21 protein-coding genes and 1 riboswitch are annotated in these 26,309 nt (G+C 71.0%); of the genes, 9 read left to right on the top strand and 12 right to left on the bottom strand.

Going from position 1 to position 26,309, the window contains the following annotated elements; all coding sequences use genetic code 11:
* Positions 1 to 5 precede the first annotated feature (5 nt).
* Together TR33_RS19165 and TR33_RS19160 are read right to left on the bottom strand one after the other, a co-directional pair.
* Entirely contained in the window at positions 6 to 2,195 is a 2,190-nt protein-coding gene (locus TR33_RS19165) for a sensor histidine kinase (RefSeq protein WP_042284565.1), read from the bottom strand.
* Positions 2,185 to 2,883 carry a response regulator transcription factor gene (locus TR33_RS19160; RefSeq protein ID WP_017536098.1) on the bottom strand — a complete coding sequence of 233 codons (699 nt, stop codon included), beginning with the start codon at positions 2,881 to 2,883 and terminating at the stop codon, positions 2,185 to 2,187. The genes TR33_RS19165 and TR33_RS19160 overlap by 11 nt, the downstream gene beginning before the upstream one ends.
* A gap of 207 nt (positions 2,884 to 3,090) precedes the next feature.
* On the opposite strand from TR33_RS19160, the gene TR33_RS19155 reads away from it, so the two are divergent.
* Both TR33_RS19155 and TR33_RS19150 read left to right on the top strand, forming a co-directional pair.
* Entirely contained in the window at positions 3,091 to 3,852 is a 762-nt protein-coding gene (locus TR33_RS19155) for a L,D-transpeptidase family protein (protein WP_042284563.1), read from the top strand.
* A gap of 40 nt (positions 3,853 to 3,892) precedes the next feature.
* On the top strand, positions 3,893 to 4,168 hold the full coding sequence (locus TR33_RS19150) for a hypothetical protein (RefSeq protein WP_159068804.1): 276 nt from the start codon (positions 3,893 to 3,895) through the stop codon (positions 4,166 to 4,168).
* 357 nt (positions 4,169 to 4,525) lie between these two features.
* Here the strand turns inward: TR33_RS19150 and TR33_RS19145 are convergent, their stop codons facing one another.
* Positions 4,526 to 5,209, bottom strand: coding sequence for a TetR family transcriptional regulator (locus TR33_RS19145; RefSeq protein WP_042284560.1), 684 nt, complete (start codon positions 5,207 to 5,209; stop codon positions 4,526 to 4,528).
* A gap of 39 nt (positions 5,210 to 5,248) precedes the next feature.
* Between TR33_RS19145 and TR33_RS19140 the strand changes: the two genes are divergently transcribed.
* Positions 5,249 to 6,130, top strand: a complete 882-nt coding sequence (locus TR33_RS19140) for a CPBP family intramembrane glutamic endopeptidase (protein ID WP_042284557.1) — start codon at positions 5,249 to 5,251, stop codon at positions 6,128 to 6,130.
* A gap of 9 nt (positions 6,131 to 6,139) precedes the next feature.
* Here TR33_RS19140 and TR33_RS19135 read toward each other — a convergent pair whose 3' ends face one another.
* Together TR33_RS19135 and TR33_RS19130 are read right to left on the bottom strand one after the other, a co-directional pair.
* The gene (locus tag TR33_RS19135; RefSeq protein WP_042284556.1) at positions 6,140 to 6,742 is read right to left on the bottom strand and encodes a TetR/AcrR family transcriptional regulator C-terminal domain-containing protein; all 603 of its coding nucleotides are present in this window, start codon (positions 6,740 to 6,742) and stop codon (positions 6,140 to 6,142) included.
* Between the two features lie 16 nt (positions 6,743 to 6,758).
* The gene (locus TR33_RS19130; protein WP_042284554.1) at positions 6,759 to 8,210 is read right to left on the bottom strand and encodes an FAD-dependent monooxygenase; all 1,452 of its coding nucleotides are present in this window, start codon (positions 8,208 to 8,210) and stop codon (positions 6,759 to 6,761) included.
* A 118-nt stretch (positions 8,211 to 8,328) separates the two neighbouring features.
* On the opposite strand from TR33_RS19130, the gene TR33_RS19125 reads away from it, so the two are divergent.
* Positions 8,329 to 10,662: an ATP-binding cassette domain-containing protein gene (locus TR33_RS19125; RefSeq protein ID WP_042284553.1), complete on the top strand. Its 2,334-nt coding sequence runs from the start codon at positions 8,329 to 8,331 to the stop codon at positions 10,660 to 10,662.
* Positions 10,663 to 10,732: 70 nt separating this feature from the next.
* On the opposite strand, the gene TR33_RS19120 is transcribed toward TR33_RS19125, so the two are convergent.
* Positions 10,733 to 12,052, bottom strand: coding sequence for an LLM class flavin-dependent oxidoreductase (locus TR33_RS19120; RefSeq protein ID WP_014909799.1), 1,320 nt, complete (start codon positions 12,050 to 12,052; stop codon positions 10,733 to 10,735).
* A complete protein-coding gene (locus TR33_RS19115; RefSeq protein ID WP_042284551.1) occupies positions 12,052 to 12,840 on the bottom strand; it encodes a 3-oxoacyl-ACP reductase in 789 nt (262 codons plus the stop codon). The genes TR33_RS19120 and TR33_RS19115 overlap by 1 nt, the downstream gene beginning before the upstream one ends.
* A gap of 56 nt (positions 12,841 to 12,896) precedes the next feature.
* Positions 12,897 to 13,003, bottom strand: a riboswitch (TPP riboswitch).
* Between the two features lie 289 nt (positions 13,004 to 13,292).
* Between TR33_RS19115 and TR33_RS19110 the strand changes: the two genes are divergently transcribed.
* Positions 13,293 to 14,660, top strand: coding sequence for an MFS transporter (locus TR33_RS19110; RefSeq protein WP_042284549.1), 1,368 nt, complete (start codon positions 13,293 to 13,295; stop codon positions 14,658 to 14,660).
* Positions 14,661 to 14,729: 69 nt separating this feature from the next.
* Here TR33_RS19110 and TR33_RS19105 read toward each other — a convergent pair whose 3' ends face one another.
* On the bottom strand, positions 14,730 to 15,398 hold the full coding sequence (locus tag TR33_RS19105) for an esterase/lipase family protein (RefSeq protein WP_014911450.1): 669 nt from the start codon (positions 15,396 to 15,398) through the stop codon (positions 14,730 to 14,732).
* A 119-nt stretch (positions 15,399 to 15,517) separates the two neighbouring features.
* Here TR33_RS19105 and TR33_RS19100 point away from each other — a divergent pair, with 119 nt between their 5' ends.
* Complete coding sequence (locus TR33_RS19100; RefSeq protein ID WP_042284546.1) at positions 15,518 to 18,295, top strand: AAA family ATPase; 2,778 nt, start codon at positions 15,518 to 15,520, stop codon at positions 18,293 to 18,295.
* 84 nt (positions 18,296 to 18,379) lie between these two features.
* Here the strand turns inward: TR33_RS19100 and TR33_RS19095 are convergent, their stop codons facing one another.
* Positions 18,380 to 18,877: a phosphoribosyltransferase gene (locus tag TR33_RS19095; RefSeq protein ID WP_017536110.1), complete on the bottom strand. Its 498-nt coding sequence runs from the start codon at positions 18,875 to 18,877 to the stop codon at positions 18,380 to 18,382.
* 348 nt (positions 18,878 to 19,225) lie between these two features.
* Between TR33_RS19095 and pdhA the strand changes: the two genes are divergently transcribed.
* Genes pdhA through TR33_RS19080 form a run of 3 tightly spaced genes read left to right on the top strand, consistent with a single transcriptional unit; the run spans position 19,226 to position 22,658 of the window.
* Entirely contained in the window at positions 19,226 to 20,311 is a 1,086-nt protein-coding gene (gene pdhA / locus TR33_RS19090; protein ID WP_014913225.1) for a pyruvate dehydrogenase (acetyl-transferring) E1 component subunit alpha, read from the top strand.
* A gap of 2 nt (positions 20,312 to 20,313) precedes the next feature.
* Positions 20,314 to 21,300, top strand: a complete 987-nt coding sequence (locus TR33_RS19085; protein ID WP_041561775.1) for an alpha-ketoacid dehydrogenase subunit beta — start codon at positions 20,314 to 20,316, stop codon at positions 21,298 to 21,300.
* Positions 21,297 to 22,658: a dihydrolipoamide acetyltransferase family protein gene (locus tag TR33_RS19080; RefSeq protein WP_042284544.1), complete on the top strand. Its 1,362-nt coding sequence runs from the start codon at positions 21,297 to 21,299 to the stop codon at positions 22,656 to 22,658. Before TR33_RS19085 ends, TR33_RS19080 begins: the two co-directional genes overlap by 4 nt.
* Positions 22,659 to 22,704: 46 nt before the next feature.
* On the opposite strand, the gene TR33_RS19075 is transcribed toward TR33_RS19080, so the two are convergent.
* From TR33_RS19075 to TR33_RS19065, 3 genes are all read right to left on the bottom strand, one after another.
* On the bottom strand, positions 22,705 to 23,181 hold the full coding sequence (locus TR33_RS19075) for an SRPBCC family protein (RefSeq protein WP_014908164.1): 477 nt from the start codon (positions 23,179 to 23,181) through the stop codon (positions 22,705 to 22,707).
* Positions 23,182 to 23,289: 108 nt separating this feature from the next.
* The gene (gene paaZ, locus TR33_RS19070) at positions 23,290 to 25,323 is read right to left on the bottom strand and encodes a phenylacetic acid degradation bifunctional protein PaaZ (RefSeq protein WP_042284541.1); all 2,034 of its coding nucleotides are present in this window, start codon (positions 25,321 to 25,323) and stop codon (positions 23,290 to 23,292) included.
* 287 nt (positions 25,324 to 25,610) lie between these two features.
* Positions 25,611 to 26,132: a YbaK/EbsC family protein gene (locus tag TR33_RS19065; RefSeq protein ID WP_014910690.1), complete on the bottom strand. Its 522-nt coding sequence runs from the start codon at positions 26,130 to 26,132 to the stop codon at positions 25,611 to 25,613.
* Positions 26,133 to 26,309 lie beyond the last annotated feature (177 nt).

The raw sequence follows: 26,309 nt of genomic DNA, 5'->3' as shown, positions 1-26,309 counted from the left end.
CGAGGTCACCCAGGGCCCGAGGCGGCCCTCCCCCTTCCGGTGTCGTCCGTGTCCCCCTCGGGGCGGCCGGTCAGGGGCAGCCGCAACGTGAAGGTCGTGCCCTCCCCGACCGTGCTGTCCGCCGTCACCGAACCACCGTGCAGTTCCACCAGTCCGCGCACGATGGCCAGCCCGAGCCCACTGCCGCCGGTGCGTCGGTTACGGGACCGGTCCGCGCGCCAGAACCGGTCGAAGACGTGCGGCAGGTCCTCTTCGGCGATGCCGACCCCGGTGTCGGCCACTCGGATCACGACCTGGGAGCCCGCCCGGTGGGCGCCGACGGTGACGGTCCCGCCCTCCGGGGTGTGCCGCAGCGCGTTGCCGACCAGGTTCCCCAGGACCTGGAGCATCCGGGACCGGTCGGCGACGAGGGTCACGTCACGGGCCTCGCCGACCAGGCGCACCCCGGCCTCCTCCGCGCGCAGCCCGTGGCCCGCGATCACCTGGTCGATCAGGGTCACGACCTCCACGGCCTCCGGGGACAGGCGCAGCCGACCGGCGTCGGCCAGGGCGAGATCCTGGAGATCGTCGATGACCGTCTGGAGCAGCAGGGTCTCCCCCAACAACATCCTCACGCGTTCCGGATCGGGTTCGACCATGCCGTCCTGGACGGCCTCCAACCAGCCGCGCAGGTTGCTCAGCGGGGTCCGCAACTCGTGCGATACGTCGCTCACCATCGCCTTGCGCTGGTCCTCGGCCCGCTCCAGGTGCTCGGACATCTCGTTGAACGCCTCCGCGAGCCGGCCGATCTCCCCGGAATCGCGAACCCGCACCCGGATCGAGGGCCCACCACCCTCCCGCATGCGGTTCACGGCGTCGGTGAGCGCGTGCACGGGGCGCAGCAGGCGGGTCGCCAGGGTCGTGCTCACCACCACGGTCAGCAAGAGCACCAGTAGGACCACGCCACCCAGCCGCAGGGCGCCTTCCCTGGACAACGACAGTCCGGTCTCCGGGCCCTCCGCGGGGTCGTCGATGAACAGCAGGGCGGCGGGCGCGACGTAGGGGTCGAGCTGGGCGCGCCGGGCGGAGTCCAGGCAGGCGGCGGTCTCCCGACTCAACTCGACCCTCGACCACGTCAGGCTCTCGGCACCGGGGGGATCGGAACCCGGGTCGTCCGGCCAGGCCCCGGGGCTCGCCTCCGAAGGCTCTTCGGTCGGGAGCGGATACGACTCGACGGGGGCCTCGTCGTACGGGGGCGCGGGCGGCTCCGGCCGGCCGGACGGGAGCTCCGGGCCGGGGGTGGGTTCGGTGACTCCCTCCACGGGGTCGGCGCCGTCCGGGGCATCCTCCGGGAGTTCGGCCGTCGGGTCGTCCGGAGCGGCGGGGGGTCGGGCCTCGTCCGGGGCCGGTCCCGGGGAGTCGGGGGGCGTGCCCGTGATCACGAGGCCCCCGGTGCGGCCGTCCATCGCGTAGACCAGGTCCGTTCCGGCGTCGCCGCAGTCGGAGGCGCGCTCGTTCAGGTCGGCCAGTGCCTCCACCTCGCCGCCGAACGGCCGGTCAAGGGCGGTGAGGCCGCAGCCGGCCCACATGTAGGCGTCCCCGTGCTCCGATTCGACCGCGGGACGTCCCGTCGGCCCGGTCACCACATCCGCGGTGACGCCGTAGACCTCCTCCAGGCAGGACGCGCCCTCTTCCGCCCGGGAGCGCAGCGCGCCGCGCTCCTCATCGGTCAGGGTGAAGGGTCCGGTCGCGCGCGGATCGATGCGGTCGCCGTTCCCCGAGACCAGGGTCACGTCCACCGCGAGCGGGTCCACCACGGACGACGTTCGAGCGGGCAGGGGAGGGGTCTCACCCTGGGCCCCCGCGGCCGGGGAGGCGGAGTCGACGATCACCGCACGGCCCTCGGTGGTGAGGACGATCCGGCGCCCGGTCTCCTCTGCCAGGTCTTGGACGCTCTCCGACACCTCCGCCCAGTCCGAGTGCGTGGCCGCGTATCCGACGAGGGTGTCGTGGATGTGGGTGTCCACGGTCAGGGTCTCGCCCTGTTGGTCGGTGATGGATTCCGAGGTCCTCTGTACCGCCAGCCAGGCCGTCGCGGTGATCGAGCAGACCGCCACCAGGGACGATCCCGCCAGCAGCCGGAAGAGAAGCCCGTGCCGCAGGGAGGCCCGTCGCCGTTCCCCGTGAGGTCGGGGCGAGGACCCCTCAACGGACACGGTCGGGCCCCGCCAGCTTGTAGCCGACGCCGTAGACGGTGATCAACCGGACCGGTCGTCGGGGGTCGGGTTCGAGTTTGCGGCGCAGGTTCTTCACGTGGACGTCGATGGTGCGCTTGGTGATGTACCCGCTGATCCCGTGGATGGTCTCCAGGAGTTGGGTTCGGCTCAGTACCCGTCCGGGCCGGACCGCCAGGGCCCGCAACAGTTGGAACTCCACGGGGGTGCACGTCACCGGCTCCCCGTCGACCCGCACCATGTGCCGGGCCGGATCCACGGTGATCGGTCCCGCCTCCAGCACCCGTTCCTCGTTCGGGACCGTCGCACGGGAGCGGCGCAACAGCGTGCGCACCCGCGCCATCAGCTCGCGCGGGCTGTACGGCTTGGTGACGTAGTCGTCGGCGCCCAGGTCCAGCCCGGTCAGCAGGTCGTCCTCCGTGGAGCGTGCGGTGAGCAGTAGGACCGCGACGTCGGACTCGGCGCGCAGGACCCTGCACGCCTCCAGCCCGCTCATGACGGGCATCATCACGTCCATCACGATGAGGTCGGGGCGGGCACGGTGGTGCTCGTCCAGCACGGACCGGCCGTCGTGGACCACGCGGACCGTGTGGCCCTCGTGCTCCAGGTATCGCCGGATCAGCTCGGCCTGGTTCACGTCGTCCTCGGCCACCAGGACATGCGCGCACACGTGGAGGGCCTCCGTTCTCCGGTCGGGGAGGGAGGCCCCCCGACGTCCACGATCGTACGACCGCGGACACACGGGGCGAAGGGGGTGTCGGGTGACATCGCAGGTCACCACATGGGACGCACACGGCGGCCACACGGGTTCTTCACATTCCTCGGCCAGTCTTCATGGTGTCCGGTGCGGAGAGGCCCACCGGACCCCCTCGACCGGATGGACCCCATGTTCCGATCCCTGACACCCGGTGGGCCGGCCGGGACGCTTCTCGTCCTGGCCGCCGTCGCCGTCCTGGCCGTCGCCTCCGCCTGCTCGTCTTCGGAGACCTCGGCGGAGTCCGAGGAGACCGCCGAGGCGCCGGAGCGGGGAGAGGGGGCGACGGGCGGCCACATCGCCACGGTCCTCGCCGACGAGATCGAGATCCGCTCCGAACCCGACGGCGGCGAGGTGGTGCACACCCTCGCGAGCCCGAACGATTTCGGCGCGGACCGGGTCTTCCTCGTCAGGCGGACCCGGGGCGATTGGCTGGAGGTGCTTCTGCCGGTACGGCCCAACGGTTCCACCGGCTGGATCGAGGCCGACGACGTGGAGGTCGCCGTCACCGCCTTCCGCGTGGTGGTCGACATGTCGGAGTTCTCCTTCACCGTGACCGAGGGAGAGGAGGAGCTCCGGACCGGACCGGTCGGTATCGGTACGAGCGACGCCCCGACACCGCCCGGTGAGTACTACTTCACCGAGCTGCTCCGGCCCCCGGACCCCGGAGGGGAGTACGGGGCCTACGCCTTCGGCCTCAGCGGGCACTCCGACACCCTGGAGAGCTTCGCGGGAGGGCCCGGCCAACTCGGCGTGCACGGAACCGACGACGAGTCGGGTCTGGGCGGCGAGGTCAGCCACGGCTGTATCCGGGTGTCCGACGACGACATCACCTGGATGGCCGAACGCCTGCCGATCGGCACCCCGGTCGAGATCACCGAATGACCGCTCAGCGAGCGGACACCCACAAGACCAGAGGTCGATCATGCGAGTGAATTCCCGAACGCTCATCGTCGCCGCCTTGGCGGTGGCCTTCCTCGGCGCCGCCCCGGCGTTCGCCTCGGAGGACGTCCCGGATGTTCCGGCGGTCTCCACCACGGAGGGGCCGGAGGTCCCGACCCCGGCCCCCGAGGTCACGACCCCGGCCACCGACGACCCCACCTTCGAGCCGGAGGATCCCTCCGTCGAGGAACCGAGTCCGGAGTTCCCCGAGGCGGCGCCGTCCGAACCGATCGAGCGGGAGCCCTCCTACACGGGCTGATCCCACCGTCCCGCTCAACGGCCCCGGCCCTCGACGGCCGGGGCCTCATGAGGACCATCGGCCACACGGTTCCCCGTTTCCGGCCGGGTCCGGTCAGGGGCTTGGTGTCGTTCCCGGACGTTCCTACGTTGGTGGGAGAGCCGAGAAGGAGGTCGACGTGCGTCTGAAGATGAAGCCCTACGAGAACCGCCCCGACGAGGACACCGACACCCCGAACGCCTCCGAGGATCGTCCCGAGGAGACCGAGGGCGATCGTCGGGACTGACCGGCCGGCATGAACGTCACGAGGGCCCACCGATCCGTTCGGTGGGCCCTCGGTCGTGTTCCGGAGCGGGGCCCGCCCGCCCCGCGCTCGGTTCAGGCGTCGTGGCGGGCCTTGATGCCCAGCACGATCAGGTCCAGCACCTGGTCGAAGTAGGTGTTCTCCACGGCCAGGGCGTCCGCCTCCGAGACCGCCGAGGCGACGGCCTCCTCGTGTTCCCCCGCCCCGCCGGATCTGGCCACACGCATGGCGACGGCGGACGTGGCGGCGCCGAGGAGCTGGTTCGACACCGCCCGGATCGCGACCGCCCGCTTCTCCTCCTCCCCGCCGAGCGCGGCGAGGGCCTCGATGATCCGCCTCGACAGGGCGACGGCGTTCGGTCCGACGAGGGGGCGGGACCCGGCGAACTCGGCGGCCCAGGTGTGCGCGGTCAGGGCCGAATAGAAGCGTTGGGCCGTCTCCTTGAGGGCGACGTCCCAGGGCAGGCCGGCGGAGGGGAGCCGGGAGGCGGCCTCGGCGAGGATCTCGTCCACGGCCAGGTCCACGAGATCCTCTCGGCGGTCCACATGCCAGTAGAGGCTCGTCGCGTGCACCCCGAGTTCGGCGGCGACCTTGCGCATGGTCAGCGCCGAGGCCCCCTCCCGATCGAGCAGCGCGATGGTCGCGGTGACGATGCGTTCCCTGCTGAGGGCCGGTTGCGACCTGCGGCGCCGTTGTGGGCGGTGGAAGACGCTGTCGACGTGCCGGTCGGAGCCTGTTTCGTCCATGTCCGACAGCATACAAGTAATCATACGTTGTAGGTTTCTCTCCAACGATGTATGTTTCTCGTCATGGTTACCGAGACCCCCTCCACGCACCCCGTTCCCCCTTCCCCCGCTCCCGCCCACACCCCCGACCCGTCACGGACGACGGCCGTCGACCCCCGAGGCCTCACCGCCTTCCTGGTGATCTCCTTCGCCTTCTCCTGGACCGCCTGGTGGCTCATTCCCCGATTCCTCGACGGCGGTGATCCGACCCCGGCCGTCCTGGTCGGCGGTTTCGGCCCGATGGTGGCCGCGATCCTCGTCACCGCCGCGACGAAGGGACGTGCCGGGGTGGGCGCGCTCTTCCGGCGCCACTCGCTCCGACACAGGGGAGGCATCGCCCCCTACGCGATCACGGCGCTCGTCGTCCTGGCCATCGCGGGGTCGGCCGCTCTCCCCGTGTACCTGGGAACGGCCTCGGTCGAGGAGGAGGCCCTGAAGGCGGCGCTGATGATGGTGCCCGTCCAGTTCCTGCTCATCGCTCTGGTCGGCGGCGGTAACGAGGAGCTGGGATGGCGAGGGTTCGCTCTGCCCCGCCTCCAGGGATCACTTCCCCCGCTCGCCGCCAACGTCGTCCTCGGCGCGATCTGGGCCGTGTGGCACGCCCCGCTGTTCGAGATGGCCGGTACGATCCAGTCCGAGGTGTACTTCCCCGCCTACGCCCTGCTCTGCGTCGGACTCACGGTCGTCCTCGGCCACGTCTTCAACTCCGCCCGGGGCGGGGTGCTCGCCGCCGTGGTCGCCCACGCCGCGGTCAACGTCGTCGCCGGACTCAAGGGCATGCTCGTCGGCGACCCGGCCGGTCTGTTCGAGGTCTGCGCCGTGCTCCTCGTCGCGGTGATCCTCACCCTGGCCACCCGAGGCCGACTGGGCCTGCGCCGTTCCGCCGACTCCTGAGGGTCGGGGTCAGGCCAGGGGCGAGAGCACGCGGTCCATCCCGTATTCGAACCGCTCCTCGAACGATCCTTCGGTCAGGTGCGGGAAGACGCGCACCAACGCGGGATGGGCCCGGACGTCCAACGCCGAGGCCAGACGGTCGGAGAGGGAGCCCTGCTCACGCTCCGCGCCCTGTTCCTCCTGGACCAGACCGAGGGCGAAGTAGATCAGCGTCCAGGCGGTCCAACCCGCGGCCCGCTCGTCGAGACCGCCCTCCAGCAGGGCACCGACGAGCCGGTCGGCGTAGCGCAGGGTGGCCGGTTCGGCGGTGAACGTTCCGGCCACGACCCGTCCGCCGTCGCGATGGGCGAGCATGGCCCCCCGATAGCGGCGGAGTAGCGCGCGCACCGCCTCCTCACCGGGGGAGGGCAGGTCGTCGAGCCGGATCTCGGCGAGGATCGCGTCCGCCATGAGGTCGCGCAACCCGGCCTTGGTCTTGACGTGCCACGAGACGGTGTTCATCCGTACCCCGAGCCGGTCGGCGACGGCGCGAAGGCTGACCGCCTCCAGCCCCTTCTCGTCCAACAACTCCAACGCTGCCCGGACGATCTCGGCCCGACGATCCCTCACCATGACCCGAAAGCCTACGTCATCCGCCGGCCCCGGCCCTGGTCGTGCCGATACCCACCGACCTCAGGGCCGCCGGAACACCGGAGGCGTCGCCCGCCCAGGCCACGTGTCCGTCCGGACGTACGAGCGCCGCGTCGACGTTCGTCCACTCTCGGCGGCCCTCGATCGAGGCGACCCGGTGGGCGGGCAGGCCCGGGGCTTCGAGCCCGCCCGTGAGGTCGAGCAGGACGAACCCGCCGGATCGCATGGCCGTGAACAGCCCACCGGAGTCCGCGAGCGGGAGATCCGGGGCCCTCGTCCCCACGAGCGGGTGCGCGTCCGGCGGGGCCGGGTAGCGGACCTTCAGTCCGGAGAGACGTCGGGCGAGGTCGTCGGCGAGGGCGGGGACCTCAGAGATCAGCTCGCTCATCAACTCCCGAAGTCTCCGCCCGTCCGGGGAGAAGTCCGTGAGCAGCGCGGTCTGGGCCTGCGTGGCGCGCAACAGATCGACGCCCACGGGGTGGCGTTCGTCGTGGTAGCCGTCCAGCAGACCCTCGGGGGCCGTCCCCAGGGCGGTCGAGGCGAGTCGCCAGCCCAGGTTCGCCGCGTCCTGGATCCCCACGTTCATTCCGACACCGCCGGCGGGCATGTGCCGGTGGGCGGCGTCCCCGGCGAGCAGGACCCGGCCCGAGCGATAGCGCTCGGCGATCCGTGCGGCGTTCCCGTACCGGGAGAGCCAGACCGGTGAGTGCGCGCCCCAGTCCCGTCCGGTGACCGCGGTGATCTTGCGCCGTACCTCCTCCAAGGTCGGTTCGCCCGGTCGGTCCTCGCGTACGTCCTCGCGCGCGATGCCCACGAATCTGTAGAGGTCCTCCGACAGGGGCACCCCGAGGACCTGTCCCTCGTCGTTCCAGGCGTCGACGATCGGAGGGTCGGGCCGCTCCGAGACGCGGACGTCGGCCAACCATCCGAGGCAGGTCGAGGAGGTGCCCGGGAAGTCGATTCCCGCCGCCGTGCGCACGATGCCGCGGGTGCCGTCGCACCCGACGACCCACGGCGCGTCGATCCTCTCCCCGTCCTCGGTCAGAACGCGCACCCGGTCCTCGCCGAACTCCAGACCGGACACCGTGACCCCGCGGCGGACGTCGGCGCCCTTCCCTCGGGCGTGCTCCTCCAGGATCCGCTCGGTGCGCTCCTGGGGGATCGCCACGGTGAACGGATGGGGCGAGTCGAGCCCGCGGAAGTCGAGTCGGCTGTCGAGTACGGCGAAGTGCCCGTTCGGTATCCGGGTGCCCTCCGCCAGCAAGGGGTCGAGCACCCCTCGGGAGTCGAACAGTTCGAGTGTGCGCGCGTGGACGGTCAGTGCCCGGGAGTTCGCGTTCCGTTCCGTGCGGCGCTCCAGGACCGTCACCTCGACCCCGCCGTATCTCAGTTCCGCGGCCAGCCACAGGCCCACCGGACCCGCCCCGACGATCACGACCCTCTGGTCCATGTTCCACCCCTTATTGGTTGCTGAACAAGAGATAGTAGGTCACTGACCAAGAAAGGTCGATGGGGGCGCGGCGCCTCGTCGGTCGAGGTGAGCGGTCGAACCGGGTAGACCTGGGGACATGGCGGAAATCGACGATCACATCCGTGTCCGCGGGGCGCGCATCCACAACCTGAGGAACGTGGACGTGTCGCTGCCCCGCGACGCGATGGTGGCCTTCACCGGGGTGTCCGGATCGGGCAAGTCCTCGCTGGCCTTCGGGACCCTCTACGCCGAGGCCCAGCACCGGTATCTGGAGTCCATGGCGCCCTACGCCCGGCGGCTCCTGCGCCAACTCCCGGACCCGGAGGTGGGGTCGATCACCGGTCTGCCGCCTGCGGTGGCGCTGGCCCAGCCCAGGACGAGCCCCTCGGGCCGGTCCACGGTGGGCACGCTCACCATGATCTCCAACTCGTTGCGGATGCTCCTGTCCCGATCCGGAGAGCGCCCACCGGGAGACGAACACCTCGACTCGGACGCCTTCTCCCCCAACACGGCCGTCGGGGCCTGCCCGGTCTGCCACGGCGAGGGCGTCGAACACGAGGTCACCGAGGCCTCCCTGGTCCCGGACCCCTCCCTGAGCATCGCCGACGGGGCGATCGCCTCCTGGCCTGGAGCCTGGCAGGGCAAGAACCTGCGCGACATCCTCGACACCCTCGGATACGACATCCACCGACCCTGGCGGGAACTGCCCGAACGGGAGCGGGAGTGGATCCTGTTCACCGACGAGGAACCCGTGGTGACGGTCCATCCGGTCCGCGAGGCCGGTCGGATCCACCGCCCCTACCAGGGGCGGTACACCAGCGCCCGTCGACTGGTGCTCAAGGCCTACGGCACCTCGGCGAGCGAGGCCCGGCGACGCAAGGCCGCCGAGTTCATGGAGAACCGCACCTGTCGCGAGTGCGGAGGGCTCCGGTTGCGGCGGGAGGCCCTGAGGGTCACCTTCGCGGGATACAACGTCGCCGAACTGGCCCGCCTGTCCTTGACCGACCTGGTCGAGCTGCTGCGTCCTCACAACGACGACGAGGAAGGGGCCACCGGGGTCCTGACCCGGGACATCACCGGCCGGGCCGAGATCTTGATGGAGCTGGGACTGGGCTATCTGAGCGTGGCCCAGCCCGCCCCCACCCTCTCCCACGGGGAACTACAGCGCATTCGTCTGGCCACCCAGTTGCGCACCGGACTGTTCGGTGTGGTCTACGTCCTCGACGAGCCCTCGGCGGGGCTGCACCCGGCCGACCGCGAGGCGCTCTCCGACATCCTGCGACGGCTGCGCGACGGCGGCAACACCGTCTGCCTGGTGGAGCACAACCTCGACATCGTGCGCGGGGCGGACTGGGTGGTCGACGTCGGCCCCGGGGCCGGGGAGAACGGTGGCCGTGTCCTCTACAGCGGCCCGGTGGAGGGTCTGCGCGACGAGCCGGAGTCGGTGACACGGCGCTACCTGTTCGAGAACGTCGTTCCCGAGCGTCCTCGACACGAGGCCCGGGGCGTGCTGGAATTACGCGGCGCCGACCGCAACAACCTGCGCGACGTCGACCTCGATCTCCCCTTGGGGGTGTTCACCGCCGTCACCGGGGTGTCCGGGGCGGGCAAGTCCAGCCTGCTGGCGGCGGTGGAGGAACGCGCGTCGGAACGCGGGCGCGTGGTGTGGGTCGACCAGCAGCCCATCGGTCGCACCCCTCGCTCCAACCTGGCCACCTACACGGGTCTGTTCGACACCGTGCGCAGACTCTTCGCCGCCACCGACGAGGCGAAGAAGTACGGCTACGGAGCGGGTCGCTTCTCCTTCAACGTCACGGGTGGACGCTGTCCCACCTGTGAGGGCGAGGGTTTCGTCTCGGTGGAGCTGCTGTTCCTGCCCACCACCTACGCCCCCTGCCCCACCTGTGGCGGCTCCAGGTACAACCCCGACACCCTGCGGGTCCTCTACCGGGGGCGCACCATCGCCGACGTCCTGGCGATGTCGGTCGAGGAGGCGTTGGAGTTCTTCGACGAGGTGCCGGCGGTGCGGCGCTCCCTGGAGACCCTGCGCGCGGTCGGTCTGGGGTATCTGCGTCTGGGGCAGTCCGCGACCGAGCTCTCGGGCGGGGAGGCCCAGCGGATCAAGCTCGCGGGCGAACTCCAGCGTCGTCGGGTGGCGGACACGGTCTATCTATTGGACGAACCCACGACGGGGCTGCACCCGTACGACACCGACGTGCTGATGGACCGGCTCCGGGACCTCGTGGAGTCCGGGGCCACGGTGGTCGCGGCCGAGCACGACATGCGGGTGGTGGCCGGCGCCGACCACGTCGTCGACCTGGGGCCGGGCGGGGGCTCCGCGGGCGGTCGGATCGTGGCGGAGGGGACGCCGGAGCGGATCGCGGCCACCTCGGAGAGCCGCACCGGCCGCTACCTGAGGCACCTGCTCTGAGCAGACCACCGCGACGGCACCGCCGGGTCCGCTCACCGTGATCGAGGTGGGTGGACCCGGCCGGCGAGGGTCACCGATGCGAGGGTGCGGCCGGGCGCTCCAACCCCAGATGCCCGCGCAGGGTCTCCGACGTGTACTCGCGGCGGAACAGCCCCCGCTCCTGGAGGACGGGGATCACGTGGTCCACGAAGTCCTCGATCCCTCCCGGCAGGGACGGCGGCATGAGGTTGAAGCCGTCCGCGCCCTCCTCACGCAGCCATACGCCGATCCGGTCGGCGATCTGCTCGGGGGTGCCGGTCATGGTGCAGTGCCCGCCGCCGGCGGCCAGACGTCCGAGCAGCCCGCGCACCGTGGGCCTCTCGGACTCGATGATCCGCAGGATGGTGGCGTAGCGACCCTTGGGTCCGGTGAACGCCTCCAACGGGGGGAGTTCGGGGACGGGCGCGTCCAGCTCCCAGTCCGAGCAGTCCTGCTCCACGAACAGGCCCAACTGTCGCAACGACTCCTCCACCGGAAGGAGCAGGTCCAGTTCGTTCCGCTTGGCCTCGGCCTCCGCCTCGGTGGAGCCCACGTAGGTGACCAGCCCCGGCATGATCGCCACCGAACGGGGGTCGCGGCCCGCCCGCCGGATCCTCGCCTTGACGTCCCGGTAGTAGTCCTGGGCGCTGGGGAGGTCGTAGGCCACCGAGTAGATCGCCTCGGCGCGACGGGAGGCCAGCGCGCGGCCCTGCTCGGAGGCGCCCGCCTGGAAGAGCACCGGGTGACCCTGGGGCGGGCGCGGTACGTTCAACGGGCCGTCGACCTGGAAGTGCTCCCCCTGGTGGTCGATGGGGCGGACCAGCTCGGGATCGGCGAAGACACCGTCGCGGTCATGGCGCAGGGCGTCCTCGCCCCAGGAGTCCCACAGCCGCAGCACCACGTCCACGAACTCCTCGGCGCGGGCGTAGCGCTCCCCGTGCTCCGGCATCCTCTCGTAGCCGTGGTTGCGCGCTTCGGTGTCGAACATGGAGGTGACCACGTTCCACCCGATCCGACCGCCGGAGATGTGGTCGAGCGAGGCCAGCATGCGGGCGGCGTGGAAGGGGGTGTAGAAGGTGCTGGAGACGGTGCTGACCAGCCCGATCCGTTCCGTGGCCCGGCTCATCGCGGCCAGTGCGGTCAGGGGCTCGAGGAACCACCACGGCCCTTCGGCCACCTCGCCGGCGGCGTGGCCGTCGGCGAAGAAGACCGCGTCCAGGAGGCCCCGCTCGGCGGTGCGGGCCAGCTCCTCGTAGTAACGGATGTCCCCGATCCGCTCGGCGGGGGAATCGGGGTGACGCCAGGCCGCCTTGTGGTGGCCGGAGCCGAAGATGAACAGGTTGATGTGCGCCTGACGTTCGATCTCGGGCATCAGTCCATCACCAGCCCGCCGTCGACGACCAGGTTCTGTCCGGTGACCGACCGGGCCCAGGGGGAGGCGAAGAACAGGGCGGTGTCGGCGAACTCGGCCGGGGTGGTGACCCGGCGCAGCGGGGTGCCGGAGGCGATCAGGTCGAACACCTCCTCGGGGGTGGCCGAGCTGGCGTCGGTGGTGCGCAGCAGACCACCCGAGATCATGTTGACGGTGATGCCGTCGGGGCCCAGGTCGTGGGCGAGGGTGCGGGTCAGGGAGAGCAGGGCCGCCTTGGCCGCGGTGTAGTCGTGGTAGGGCACGACCGGGTGCTGGAACAGGTTGGTGCCCACGTTGACGATCCGCCCTCCCCCGGCCCGGCGCATTCCGGGGAGGGCCGCCTGCACGGTGTTCAAGGCGCCCTGGACGGTCCCGCTGAACTGCCGGTCGAGGTCCTGCCACGTCAAGGTGTCGGCGTGCGGTCGAGCGTCGCCGTTGAAGGAGAAGTCGACGAGGGCGTTGTTGACGACGGTGGTGACGGGGGCGCCGAAGCGGCTCTCGGCCTCCTCCACCATCGCGGTGACCTGGTCGCGGTCACGCACATCGGCCCGGACCGCCAGGGCGGTGTCGGGGTGGGTCTCGGCCAGTTCGCGGGCGGCATCGGCGCTGCTCCGGTGGTTGATCACCACACGGGCCCCTTCGCGCAGGAAGGCCCGGGCCAGATGGGAGCCCAGCCCGCGGGCTCCACCGGTGACGAGGACGACCTGTCGGTCGAGAGGGATCGCCTGTGCGGCTTCGGGGGAGGACATCGGTTCCCTTTCTGTCTGGCGGAGAAGGGAGCCGTGCACAGAGGAGTCACCGCCGGGGGCGGGTGAGTGGACATCCCTTCGCCGGCGTTACCCGGATCAGGTTCGACGGGTGTGATCTCAGCTCGGAACCCCTGTGCGGTCCGAAGCACCCCGTGTCACTGGTGCTCAAGGTAGTCCACCGTCCTTACGAGGACGTGGGGTGGGGTGCGGTACGGCGTCACGGAGTGTGCTGGAACCCGGACTTTCCGACCGACCGTTCGGTAAGGACATGTGTTCTCAACTGCGAAAGTAAGGCCCCGGTGTAGAAAGTGTCGTGCCTCACATGGCATGGTGTTCTGGGGCTCATGAGCATGTCGTCCGTTTTCCCCTTGTACGCCCCGAATACGCGGACGGCGCCTGCCGTGGCCCATCGACGGATCCGGCCCATGCCGGCAGAGAACTACGGAGCAGCAATGGCGACTTCCGACGCCACGACCCCCGAACCGGGTGCCCCTCTCGACCGAAGAGAGAAGCGCAAGGTCCTCGCCGGGACGATGGTCGGTACCACCATCGAGTGGTACGACTTCTTCATCTACGCCCAGGCCGCGGGCCTCGTACTCGCACCGCTCTTCCTGGAACCCCTGTCCGCCAGCAACCCGGGCGTCGCCCAGGTGCTCTCCTTCGCCACCATCGGCATCTCCTTCCTCTTCCGGCCGCTCGGCGCGATCGTCGCCGGCCACCTCGGCGACCGGTTCGGACGCAAGCGGATCCTGGTGGCGACCCTCGTCATGATGGGCGTGGCGACCTTCGTCATCGGCCTGCTGCCCACCTACGCGCAGATCGGCATGGCCGCCCCGATCCTGCTGATCCTGATGCGCATCATCCAGGGCTTCTCCGCCGGCGGCGAGTGGGGCGGGGCCGCCCTGATGTCGGTGGAACACGCTCCGGTGCACAAGAGGGGCTACTTCGGCGCCTACCCGCAGATCGGCGTCCCCTGCGGCATGATCCTCGCGACCTTCGTGGTCTGGGTCATCACCGCGATCATCGGTACCGACGCCTTCCTCGAGTGGGGCTGGCGCATCCCCTTCCTGCTGTCCGTCGTGCTGATCGTCGTCGGCCACCTCATCCGCAAGACGGTCGAGGAGTCCCCGGTCTTCAAGCACATGCAGGCGCGTCGGGCCAAGTCCTCCGCCCCGCTGGGCCGCCTGTTCCGCGAGAACACCCGTGAGGTCGTCCTCTCCGCGCTGATCTTCGTCTCCAACAACGCCGCGGGCTACCTCGTCATCGCCTTCCTCGCCACCTACGCCTCGAGGCCGGTCGAGGACATGGGGCTGGGGATGGAACGCGGCCCGGTCCTGCTGGCGACGACCCTGGCCTCCTTCGGCTGGCTGATCTCGACGCTGTACGGCGGATGGATCTGCGACCGGATCGGCCGGGTGCGGACCTTCCAGATCGGCTACGTGCTGCTCGCCGCCTGGGCGGTGCCGATGTGGTTCCTGGTCGACACCGGCGACGTCCTCCTGTACTTCGTGGGGGTCTTCGTCTTCACGCTGACCTTCGGCCTGAGCTACGGACCCCAGTCCGCCTTGTACGCGGAGATGTTCCCGGCGGAGGTCCGTTATTCGGGCGTCTCGATCGGCTACGCCCTCGGGGCGATCCTGGGCGGGGCCTTCGCCGCGATGATCGCCGAGCTGCTGCTGAACAGCTTCGGCGCCTCGTGGACCATCGGCGTGTACATCGTCGGGCTCTCCGTGATCTCCTTCGCCGCGGTCTCACTGGTGAAGGTCCAGGAGGGCCGGGACCTGCACGCGGACGAGGCCGACCCCGCCACCGCGGGGTAGGCCTCCGGTCGAGGACGGGGCGACGGTTCGTGGGAACGGACCGTCGCCCCGTCCCATGTCGGGGACGGGTCAGCCGACGACGCGACGGACGTGATCGATGACCTCGCCGTTCCACATCATCGAGATGTGCTCCACGCACCCGACCCGGATGTTGTCGGCCCCGGGCAGGGAGGTGCTCTCCGTGGGAGAGATGACGATGTCGCAGGGGGAACGCAGGGTCGTGTACCCGACCGGCCCGGGCGTGGGGTCGCCGGAGTTGAGGTCGGCGAGGAAGTCCGACCCGTGCCTCATCTCGGCGCAAGGGGTGATCGGCGATGGGCACAGGTTCGCGATGTCGGTCCCGTTGTTGGGGCCGCCGATGGAGATCCACTGGTCGACGGTCTCCGTGCCGCCGAGGTTCTTGATGTAGTAGCGCGAGGACAGGCCGCCCATGGAGTGGGTCACCAGGTGCACGCGGTCGACACCGTGCTCGCCGCGCACCTCGTCGATCCGCTCCGAGAGCCGTTCCGCGATGGTGGTGTTGGAACGGGCCCAGTCGTAGGAGAAGACGTGCAGCCGGTCCTCCGGGTAGCCGGAGTCGACGAGGGCGGCCCGCATGTCGTCCCACTGGCCGCCCTTGCCCATGAACCCGTGGACGAAGACGACGGGGGTGTGGGAGTCGGCGCCGGCGGGGGCGGCCTGGAGGGACATTCCGAGGGCGAGGACGAATCCGAGCAGGAGGGAGATCGGGCGTCTCATATGAGCTCCGAGGGTGGGGGAGGCGGGGGATCCCGATTGTGCGCCGCGGACCATGGCGCGCGCATCGGCCGAATCGCCGGTCCCTTTACTCGTTTTTAACCGACGAGTAACTTAAGGGGGTGAACAGCGTGAACCCGCTCACACGTACAGCGCCCCTGTACGGGCGCGACCACGAACTGCTCTCCCTCCGCCACCTGCTCGAATCCGCCCGTTCGGGACGGAGCGGCGGCCTGCTCGTGACGGGGCCTCCCGGCTCCGGCAGGACCGCACTCCTGGAGCGCGCCGTGTCCGAGGCACCCGACTTCACCGTGCTCCACGCCCGCGCGGCGCCGGGCGAGAGCCGGATCCCCCTGGCCGGCCTCCACCAACTCCTGAGGCCCGCGCTCCCCTACCTCCCACGTCTGCCGCACGTCCAACGCGAGACCCTCACCCGCGCCCTGGACACCGGAGAGCCGGGCGGCGACCTCCCCCTGGCCGGCGCGGCCCTGGGGCTGCTCACCGAGGTCGCGGCCCAGAGTCCGCTCCTGCTCCACGTCGACGACTTCCACCTGCTCGACCCGCTCTCCCGGAGGGTCGTGGCCTTCGCCGCCCGCAGACTGACCCACGACGGAGCGGTGGTCCTGCTCAGTGCCGAAGGTCCGGAACCGGGGCTGCTCGCCGGCGTCCCGGCCCTTCGTCTGCGCCCTCTGCCGGAACGGGCCGTTCTGCGCCTGCTGCGCGAGTCGGCCGCGGGGCACGGAGGGCGTGCCGAGGACGGGCCGACCGAACCGGTGGCCTCCGCGCTCGCCGAGGCCGCCGAGGGCAACCCCCGTGCGGCCCTCGAGCTACTGGAGGGGAGCACCCCCGACCAGCGTTCCGGGGCGGTCGCCCTGGAACGACCACCACGCTCTCACGGTGAACTCACCGACGCCTTCGTCGAGCGTCTCCATCGGCTTCCGGAGGAGACCCGACTCGCCCTGGTGCGGGCCGCCGCCGACCCGCACGCCCCCGCGTCGACGGACCCCGACGTCCTCGAACCCGCGCGTCGCGCCGGACTGGTCGTGGAGACGGGGGACCGGACGGTCTTCGCCCATCCACTGGCCCGCTCGGCCGGCTACCACCACGCCTCCCCCGCCGAACGGCGCTCCGCGCACCTGGACCTGGCCCGCGCGCACGAGGACGCCCGGGACACCGGCCGGGCCCTCTGGCATCGCGCGCTCGTCGGGGGCGGCCCGGACGAGAGGGTCGCGGCCTCCCTTCACGCGGAGGCGCACCGCGCCGTCGAGCGGAACGGCCACGCCCCGGCCTCCCTGCTCCACGAACACGCGGCCCGCCTGAGCCTCGATCCGATCCTTCGGGGGAGGCGCCTGGTCGACGCCGCCCGATCCGCCTGGCTGTCCGGTGCTCCGGCCCGGGCCGGGCGGCTCCTCGAACGCGTGCGCTCACTGCCCGTCCGGAGCGACCGGGGGTACGCCGTCCAGGACCACGCCGACCTGCTCCGGGCCGAGATGGACCTGCGCTCGGGGGTGGCCATCGACGCCGTCCAACGGCTCGGCCCGGCCGCCGAACGGCTGGCAAGGAGCGATCCGAGTACGGCCCTGCGGGCCCTGTTGCAGGCGGGCGAGGCCGGATGCCTGTCCGGTGACCACGAGCGTTTCTTCGCCACCGTCGAACGCGCCCGGACCCTCGTCTCCGAGGCCGCGCCCGATGGTGGCCGCGCGAGGCCCTGGGATCGTCTCGTCCTCGACTACATGACGGGGAAGGCCGCCATGTTCCAGGGCCGGCACCGTGAGGGCGCCGAGCTCCTGGAACGGGCCGAGAGGGTCGCGGAGCGGATCGGGGACCCCGAGGCGCTCGTTCTGGGCGGGATCGCCGGCCTGCTCCGAGGCGACCACATGCGCACCCGGTCCCTGGCCGGGCGGGCCGTGACGATCGCGCGCCGGACCGGTGCTCTGGCCCTGGTCCCGCAGGCCCTGGAGTTCCTGACCTACGCGGAGATGTGGTTCGGACGCCTCTCCCTGGCCGAGGAGAGCGCGGCCGAAGGGCTGCGGAGCGCGGTGGGGTCCGGGCAGGACAACTGCGCGAGCCATCACCGGGGCGCGCTCGCCTTCGTCGCCGCCCTTCGGGGTGAGGAGGACGACTGTCGGGAGCACGCGGAGACCGCGCTGGCGCTGGCCGGGGAACACGACGTCGGCCTCCCCGCGGGGCTCGCCTCCTGGGCCCTGGCCCTGCTCGATCTGGGTTCCGGCCGTACGGCGGAGGCGGCGATGCGGTTGCGCTCCCTGGCCCGTTCCGGCCCCGGACGCGGTCACGCGGCGGTGCGGCTGTTGATCACCCCGCACCTGGTGGAGGCGTCGGTACGCGGCGGGGTCGAGGTGCGGGTGCGTCGCGCGGTGGAGACCTTCGCGGGGTGGGCCGAGGCGACCGGCCAGGACACCGCCCGGGCCCAGGTGATGCGCTGCCGGGGTCTGCTCTGCGAGGGAGAGGAGGCGACCGGGTTCTTCGAGAGGGCGCTGGAACTGCACTCCTCCGGTTACTGCGACTTCGAAGAGGCGCGCACCCGGTTGTTGTACGGCGGCCATCTGCGCAGGTCACGCCATCCAGGGCGGGCGCGTGAGCATCTGTACACCGCGATGGAGGCCTTCGAACGGCTGGGGGCCCGGCCGTGGGCGCGTCAGGCCGGACAGGAGCTCCGGGCGGCGCGCGGTGGCACGGCGACGCCTGAGGCGGGCGGATTGGAACGGCTCAGCCCGCAACAGCTGCGGATCGCCCGGCATGTGGCGGGCGGCGCCACCAACCGGGAGGTCGCGGCGCGGCTCTTTCTGAGCACCCGGACGGTCGATCACCACTTGCGCAACATCTACACCAGGCTCGGGATCCGTTCCCGCGTAGAGCTGTCCCGCCTCGTCGGCGGTTGACCGGTGCCGACGACGGGTCCTGAACGGCCCGAATACGGAGGGAGCCGGCCCCGCCCGGGGCCGGCTCCCTCCGGTGCGTTCGTGTCAGGCGTCGCGGACCTGGTCCTCGCGGTGGACGACCGGGGGCAGGACCGACCAGGGGAAGTTGATCCAGCGGTCGGTGTGCTTCCACACGTACTCGCACTTGATCAGGGACTGGGGCTTTTCGTAGACGACGGCGCTGCGCACCTCGGCGACGTGCTCGGAACAGAAGTCGTGCACGAGTTTGAGGGTCTTGCCGGTGTCGGCGACGTCGTCGGCGACGAGCACCTTCTTGTTGCTCAGGTCCACCACGTTGGGGACCGGGGGCAGCATGACCGGCATGTCCAGGGTGGTGCCGACACCCGTGTAGAACTCGACGTTCATGACGTGCAGGTTCTTGACGTCCAGGGCGTAGCCCAGGCCGCCGGCGACGAACAGGCCGCCGCGGGCGATGGACAGGATGATGTCGGGCTCGTACCCGTCGTCGGCGATCGCCTGTGCCATCTCGCGCATCGCGGTGCCGAAGAGCTCATAGCTCAGGTTCTCGCGCTCGTCGCTCACGGTCTTGTCTCCCCCTGATGTCCCTGCGGTGTCCGATGTGCGCGGCGCCTCGCAGGTCAGGCCGCTCGCGGCACCGACCCATGCTAACGACGCCCCCGCACCTCTCCGAGGCGCGGTGCCCCTCCCGAAGGCCGGACCGGGTCGGGTCGAGAAGAGGGTCACCCGGGTGTGAGGTGTAGGCCACATGTCCACGCGAAGTGGTGTCCCAGGTCACATATGTGGACACTCGGCCCGAAAACTCTGATCGATTTGCGACATTTTCTCGATTCTGACCGGTTTGTGGCGAACAGATGGTCGCGAACAGCACCATGTCTGCATACAGATCTTCCGCGCCCAGGAGGTTGCAGCATGGCGGAACATCAGGCCCTACTCCCCTCCGAGGAACCCCTTCGACTGCTCGACGAGTCGGGCTCACGGGTCGACGGCTCCGGCCTCCCCATGCCCGACACCCGACGCCTTCTGGAGGTGTACGGCTCCCTGGTGACGGCGCGCCGGGTCAACGACCAGGCAGGCGCCCTCGTCCGCCAGGGACGCCTCGCCGTCTATCCCTCCTCGCACGGCCAGGAGGCCTGCCAGGTCGGGGCCGCGCTCGCCCTCTCCGACGGCGACTGGCTCTTCCCGACCTACCGCGACACCGCCGCCGTCATCGCGCGCGGAGTCGACCCGATCGAGGTCCTCACCCTCCTCCAAGGCGACTGGCACGCGGGCTACGACCCCTACGAGCGCAAGGTCGCGCCCCAGGCGACCCCGCTGGCCACCCAGCTCCTGCACGCCGTCGGCGTCGCCCACGCGGCCAGGCTCAAGGGCGAGGACACCGTCGTCATGGCGCTGTGCGGCGACGGCGCCACCAGTGAGGGCGATTTCCACGAGGCCCTGAACTTCGCCGCCGTCTTCCGGGCACCGGTCGTGTTCTTCGTGCAGAACAACGAGTACGCGATCTCGGTCCCCCTCGCCCGGCAGAGCGCGGCCCCCTCCCTGGCGCACAAGGGCGTCGGCTACGGGGTCCCCGGCGAACGGGTGGACGGCAACGACCCGGCCGCGGTCCTGGCCGTCCTGGAACGAGCGGTCGCGGACGCCCGAGCGGGGGGAGGCCCCCGCCTGATCGAGGCGCACACCTACCGGATCCAGGCGCACACCAACGCCGACGACGACACCCGCTATCGGAGCGGGGACGAGGTCGACCCCTGGGTCGCGCGCGACCCCCTGACCCGCCTGGAGAAGCACCTCAAGCGCAAGAGGGCCCTCACCAAGGCCCGCCGGACCGAGATCACCGAGGCCGCCGAGGCCGTCGCCGCGTACATGCGCGAGGGCGTCGTCGAAGGGGCCGAACCCGAGCCCGCCGAACTGTTCGCGCACGTGTTCTCCGAGCCCACCCCCCAACTGGCCGAGCAGGCCGCCTTCCTGGCCGAGGAACTGAGCAGAGAGGGTCTGTGACGATGGCGACCGAGAAGCTCTCCATGGCGCAGGCCCTCAACCGGGCGCTGCGCGACTCCCTCGCGGAGGACCCGACCGTCCACGTGTTCGGCGAGGACGTCGGCCCGCTCGGCGGCGTCTTCCGCATCACCGACGGACTGACCGCCGAGTTCGGTGAGGAACGCTGTTTCGACACCCCGCTGGCCGAGTCCGGGATCGTCGGTATGGCCGTGGGCATGGCGATGAACGGACTGCGTCCGGTGGTCGAGATGCAGTTCGACGCCTTCGCCTACCCGGCCTTCGAGCAGATCGCCAGCCACGTGGCCAAGATCCGCAACCGTACCCGCGGCCGTGTGGAGGTGCCCCTGGTCATCCGGGTCCCCTTCGCCGGCGGCATCGGCGGCGTCGAACACCACTGCGATTCCTCAGAGGCCTACTACGCCCACACCCCCGGCCTGAAGGTGGTCACCCCCGCCACCCCCGAGGACGCCTACTTCCTGCTGCGCGAGTCGATCGCCTCCCCCGACCCGGTCGTCCTCATGGAGCCCAAGAAGCTCTACTGGGCCAAGGGAGAGATCGACGTGGAACGGCCCGCCGCCCCGCTGGGCCGCGCGGTCGTCCGGCGTGAAGGCGCCGACGCCACCCTCATCGCCTACGGACCGACCGTGCCCGTCGCCCTGGAGGCGGCCGAGGCGGCGGCGGCCGAAGGACGCGACCTCCAGGTCGTGGACCTGCGCTCCCTCGTCCCCTTCGACGACGAGACCGTATGCGCGGCGGTGCGCTCCACCGGTCGTGCCGTGGTGATCGCCGAGGCCTCCGGGTTCGCGAGCGTCTCCTCGGAGATCGTCGCCAGGGTCACCGAACGCTGTTTCCACTCGCTGGCTGCCCCGGTCCGCCGGGTCACCGGTTTCGACATCCCCTATCCCCCGCCCAAGCTGGAGCGGTTCCACCTGCCCGGTGTGGACCGCGTCCTCGACGCCGTCGACGACCTTCAGTGGGAGGACCAGTGACCGCACGGACCTTCGACCTGCCCGACCTCGGCGAGGGCCTGACCGAGGCCGAGGTGGTCCGCTGGCTGGTCGCCGTCGGCGACACCGTCGCCCTCGACCAGCCGATCGTCGAGGTGGAGACCGCCAAGTCCCTCGTGGAGGTGCCCTCCCCCTTCGCCGGCATGGTCGGCGTACTGCACGGCGCGGAGGGAGAGGTGATGGAGGTCGGTCGACCGCTCATCACCGTGGAGACGGAGGCCCCCTCCGCGGAGGCCCGGGTCCCGGACCCGGCCGTGCCGGAGACCACCGAGGACCCCGCCGGTGAACGTTACCGGGAGGAGGAGCGCGCGGGTTCGGGCAACGTGCTCATCGGCTACGGCACATCCGAGGGGAGCCCTTCGGGACGTCGGCGCCGTCCGCGTGTCCGGGTGACCGTGCCCGAGGCCCGTCCTTCGGTGGAGACGCGCCGTGTCCCTCTGGTCACCTCTCCCCTGGTCAGGCAGATGGCCCGGGAGGCCGGGCTGCGCGTGGGAGACCTCCAGGGCAGTGGACCCGGTGGACTCGTCACCCGTCGGGACGTACGCTCCGCGATCGAGGCGGCCGGCGCCAACACCGCTCCGGCCCCGTCCGCCCCGATCGCGGTCCCCTCTCCCCCGTCTCCGGTGGAGCCGGGCGCGGTCGACGCCCGCACCGGTCTGACCGAATCCCGCAGGGTGCCGATGGGCGCCTTCCGCAGGACGATGGCCGCGTCGCTCTCGCGCAGCCGCAGTGAGATCCCCGAGGCCACCGTGTGGGTGGACGTGGACGCCACCGAACTGGTGCGGCTGCGCGAGGCGAACCCGGAGGGGCCCGGCCTTCTCGCCCACGTGGCCCGGTTCGTCCTGGCGGGGCTGCGCGCCCACCCCGAACTCAACGGACTGGTGGACGCCGAACGTTCGGAACTGGTCCAGTACGACGGGGTCAACCTCGGTCTGGCCGTCCAGACCGAGCGAGGTCTGGTCGCCCCGGCCGTGATGGGGGCGCACCGGATGACCACGGCCGAGTTGGACACCGCGATCAGGGAGGTGACCCGACGGGCGCGTGAGGGCGGACTCTCCTCCGAGCAGATGACCGGCGGTACCTTCACCCTGAACAACTACGGATCGCTCCGGGTGGACGGCAGCGCCGCGATCATCAACCATCCCCAGGTGGCGATCCTCGGCCTCGGCCGGATCATCGATCGCCCCTGGGTCGTGGACGGGGAGTTGACGGTCCGCAAGATCACGCAGTTGTCCTTCGCCTTCGACCACCGGGTCTGCGACGGCGGCGCGGCGGCGGGCTTCATGCGCGTGGTCGCCGACGCGATGGAGGACCCGGGGCGGGCCATCGCGCACCTGTGACGGGCGGGCGTTCCGGCGGGGTCGGACCCTGCCGGAACGCCCTTTCTCATCCACTCCCGAGCGCGGCGCGCATCCGACGCAGGCGGGGGCCGAACGCGCCGCGGATCGCGATCGCGACCGCGAGGTCGCCGACCGGCCCGAGCCCGGTGGAGAACTCCACGACGTCGGTGTGCCGGGTGCCCTCCGCGAACGGCTCGACCGTGTGCGTGTGCCGCCAATAGCGGAAGGGGCCGCTCACCTGGAGGTCGCTGAACGTGCGTCCCTCCTCGTAGGCGTCGATGACGGCGGTCCACCGTACGGGTGCGAGACCGGCCGCGCCCCAGCGCAGGTCGAGGATCCCGCCCCTGCCGAAGGGTTCGGGCCAGTCCCGGACCCCCACCCCCGGCGGCATCGCGTCCAGGAAGGCCGACCGGTCGACGATCAGGGCGAACACCCGATCCACCGGGGCGTCGAAGTCCTCGGTCACCCTCAGGACGGTGGTCCGCCGCGGACGGACCCTTCTGTCGTGTCCTCTTCTCGACACGTACCCTCCTCCGTCGTGCTCCCGGCGCGCCGCCGCCCCCGACGGATACCACGATCCGGTCGGGGGCGGCGGGAGACGGGCCGGAGGGTCACCGGCGCGGCGGGGCGACTACTCCTCGCCCTTGGCGACCAGGGTGAGGACGTCGTAGGTGGCGACGACCTCTCCGCCCTGATCGGTGACGACCGCGTCCCAGCGCACCTCGCCGTAGTCGGCGTTGGTGCGCGGCGTGATCTGCTTGGCGGTCAGGGTCACCTTGATGACCGCGTCCTCCTTCACCGGGGTGAGGAAGCGCAGGTGGTCGACGCCGAAGTTGGCGAGCACCGGGCCCGGAGCGGGGTCGACGAACAGCCCGGCGGCCAACGACACGACCAGGTAGCCGTGGGCCACGATCCCGCCGAACAGCGGGTTGGCGGCCGCGGCCTCCTCGTCGGTGTGCGCGTAGAAGGTGTCCCCGGTGAACTCCGCGAAGTGGTCGATGTCGGCGCGGGTCACGGCGCGTTCGGCCGACTCGATGGTGTCGCCGATCCGCAGACGGGACAGGTCCTTGCGGAACGGGTGGACGTCGTCGGCCAGGCGGCGCGAGCCCGGGGTCCACTGACCGGTGATCGCGGTGATCATGTCCGGGGAGCCCTGGAGGGCGGTGCGCTGCATGTGGTGCTTGACGCCGCGCACGCCGCCCAGCTCCTCGCCACCGCCGGCGCGCCCGGGGCCGCCGTGCACCAGGGCGGGGAGCGGGGACCCGTGGCCGGTCGACTCCTTGGCGTCGTCCCGGTCGAGCACCAGGACACGCCCGTGCCAGGGGGCGGTGCCCAGGACGACCTCGCGGGCCACGTCCTCGTCGTGGGTGACCAGGGAACCGACCAGGCCGCCCCGGCCCAGCGCGGCCAGCTCGACGGCCTCGGCCACCGTGTCGTAGGTGATGACGGTGGACACCGGGCCGAAGGCCTCGATCTCGTGCGGCTCACGCGCGCCCGGCTCGGCGCGCAGCAGGACCGGTGACATGAACGCGCCCGACCCGTCGTCGGCCCCGATGACCTCGACCCGGTCGGGGTCTCCGAACACGATCTCGGCGGAGCGTCCCAGAGCCCCGATCGCCTCGCGTACCGCCTCGCGCTGTTCGAGGGAGACCAGCGCGCCCATCCGGCTGTCGGGATGGTCGGCCGCCCCGACACGGACCTTGGACAGGCGGTCGGTGAGGGCTTCGATGACGGCGTCGGCCATGCCGGAGGGCACGAGCACGCGGCGGATGGCGGTGCACTTCTGGCCCGCCTTGACGGTCATCTCCGCGACGACCTGCTTCACGTACAGGTCGAACTCGGGGTCCTCGAGCCGCACGTCCGGCCCGAGCATCGAGAAGTTGAGGGAGTCGGCCTCCACGTTGAGCTGAACGCCGCCGCGGACCACGTTCGGGTGTTCGCGCAGGAGCGCGCCGGTGGCGGCCGAGCCGGTGAAGCCGACGATGTCCTGGGGGCCGAGGTGGTCGAGCAGCCCCTCGTGGGTGCCGACGAGGACCTGGAGGGATCCCTCGGGCAGCAGCCCGGACTCGATGATCCGTCGGACCACGGCGACCGTGAGGTAGGCGGTCTGGTCGGCGGGCTTGACGATGCTGGGCAGTCCCGCGAGGAAGGCCGGGGCGAGTTTCTCCAGCATGCCCCAGACGGGGAAGTTGAAGGCGTTGATCTGGAGGGCCACCCCGGGGCGGGAGGTGTAGACGTGCTGTCCGACGAACGTGCCGCCCTTGCTCAAGGGTTCGGGGGGTCCGTCGAGGATGACGGTGGAGTTGGGCAGTTCGCGGCGTCCCTTGCCGGAGAAGCCGAAGAGGGTGCCGAAGCCGCCGTCGACGTCGACCATCGTGTCGCGAGAGGTGGCGCCGGTCCGGTGGGAGAGGGCGTAGAACTCGTCCTTGTACCCCATCAGGTGTTTGGCGACCTCCTTGAGGAGGACCGCCCGCTCGTGGAAGGTGAGCGCGCGCACGGCGGGGCCGCCCACGGAGCGCGCGTAGTCGATCATCCCGGCGATGTCGGGGGCGTTCTTCGAGATCCGGGCGACGGTCTCCCCGGTGTTCGCGTCGGCCAGGGGCGTGCCCTCGTCCGAGGGGGTGAACCACGACCCTCGGGCGTAACTCTCCAGTACTCCGGACACCTGGCGGTCCTCTCCTCGGCTGGCGGGTCTGGTGGAACAGTATTACAGACCGATCGGTCAGTAAATAGGACCGGTTCGGCGGAGACCCTTTCCGGTGGGTGTCGTCGCCGCTCGGGCGGCGTACAGGGCCCGTCGATCGGCCTCACGGGTGCGCTCGAGAACCGCTCACTCGTGCACTTCGAGGTACGGTCGGCCCGAAAACCCCAGGAAATCCGCCCAAACCATAGGTCGTTTTGTCGACAAATCGACTTCCACAAGGCTCCCCGGGAAGATCCCCAGGAGACCCCCTACTTCGTCAGGGAGAGGACCTCGGCGCCGGGCAGTTCGGCCAACAGCGGGCCCGGGACCCGCAGCTTGGAACGGCGCAGGCCGCTGCCCACCACCACCCACGGGGTGTCGTGGACCTCCTTGTCCACCAGGAGCGGCCACTCCTTCGGCAGACCGAACGGGGTGATGCCGCCGTACTCCATCCCGGTCTCCCCGGTCGCCTCCTCCATCGGGGCGAAGGACACCTTGCGCGCGCCCAGGTGACGGCGCAGCACCCCGTTGACGTCCGCGCGTCGCGTGGCCGGCACCACGCACGCCGCGTAGGAGACCTCTCCGCCGCGCTTGGCCGACAGCACCACGCAGTTGGCGCTCGTGTCCAGGGACAACCCGTAGCGTTCGCAGAACGCCGCCGTGTCCGCCGACTCGGGGTCGATCCGCGCGATCCGCGCGGAACCGTCGAACCTGGTCATAGCGGCGCGCACCGCCTCGGCCATCAACTCAGGGTGATCCAGCGCGGGTTTCCACTCGATCCGCTCCGTCATGACCGCTCCCCACTCGCGTTCCGCACCGTGCGGGACCATGATGCCGCACGGCCACCGACTGTACGGGTCGCACCCGACCGTTCGCGGGTACGCCGGCCACGGTCGGCCGGCGTACCCCGAAGCGAGGAACGTCCCCCTATGGTCGATCCATGCCGAAAACCCTCCGAAGGCGTTGTT

The sequence above is a fragment of the Nocardiopsis alba genome (assembly GCF_000710955.1).
Lineage (GTDB): Bacteria > Actinomycetota > Actinomycetes > Streptosporangiales > Streptosporangiaceae > Nocardiopsis > Nocardiopsis alba.
This window is presented reverse-complemented; position numbering and strand designations above follow the sequence as displayed.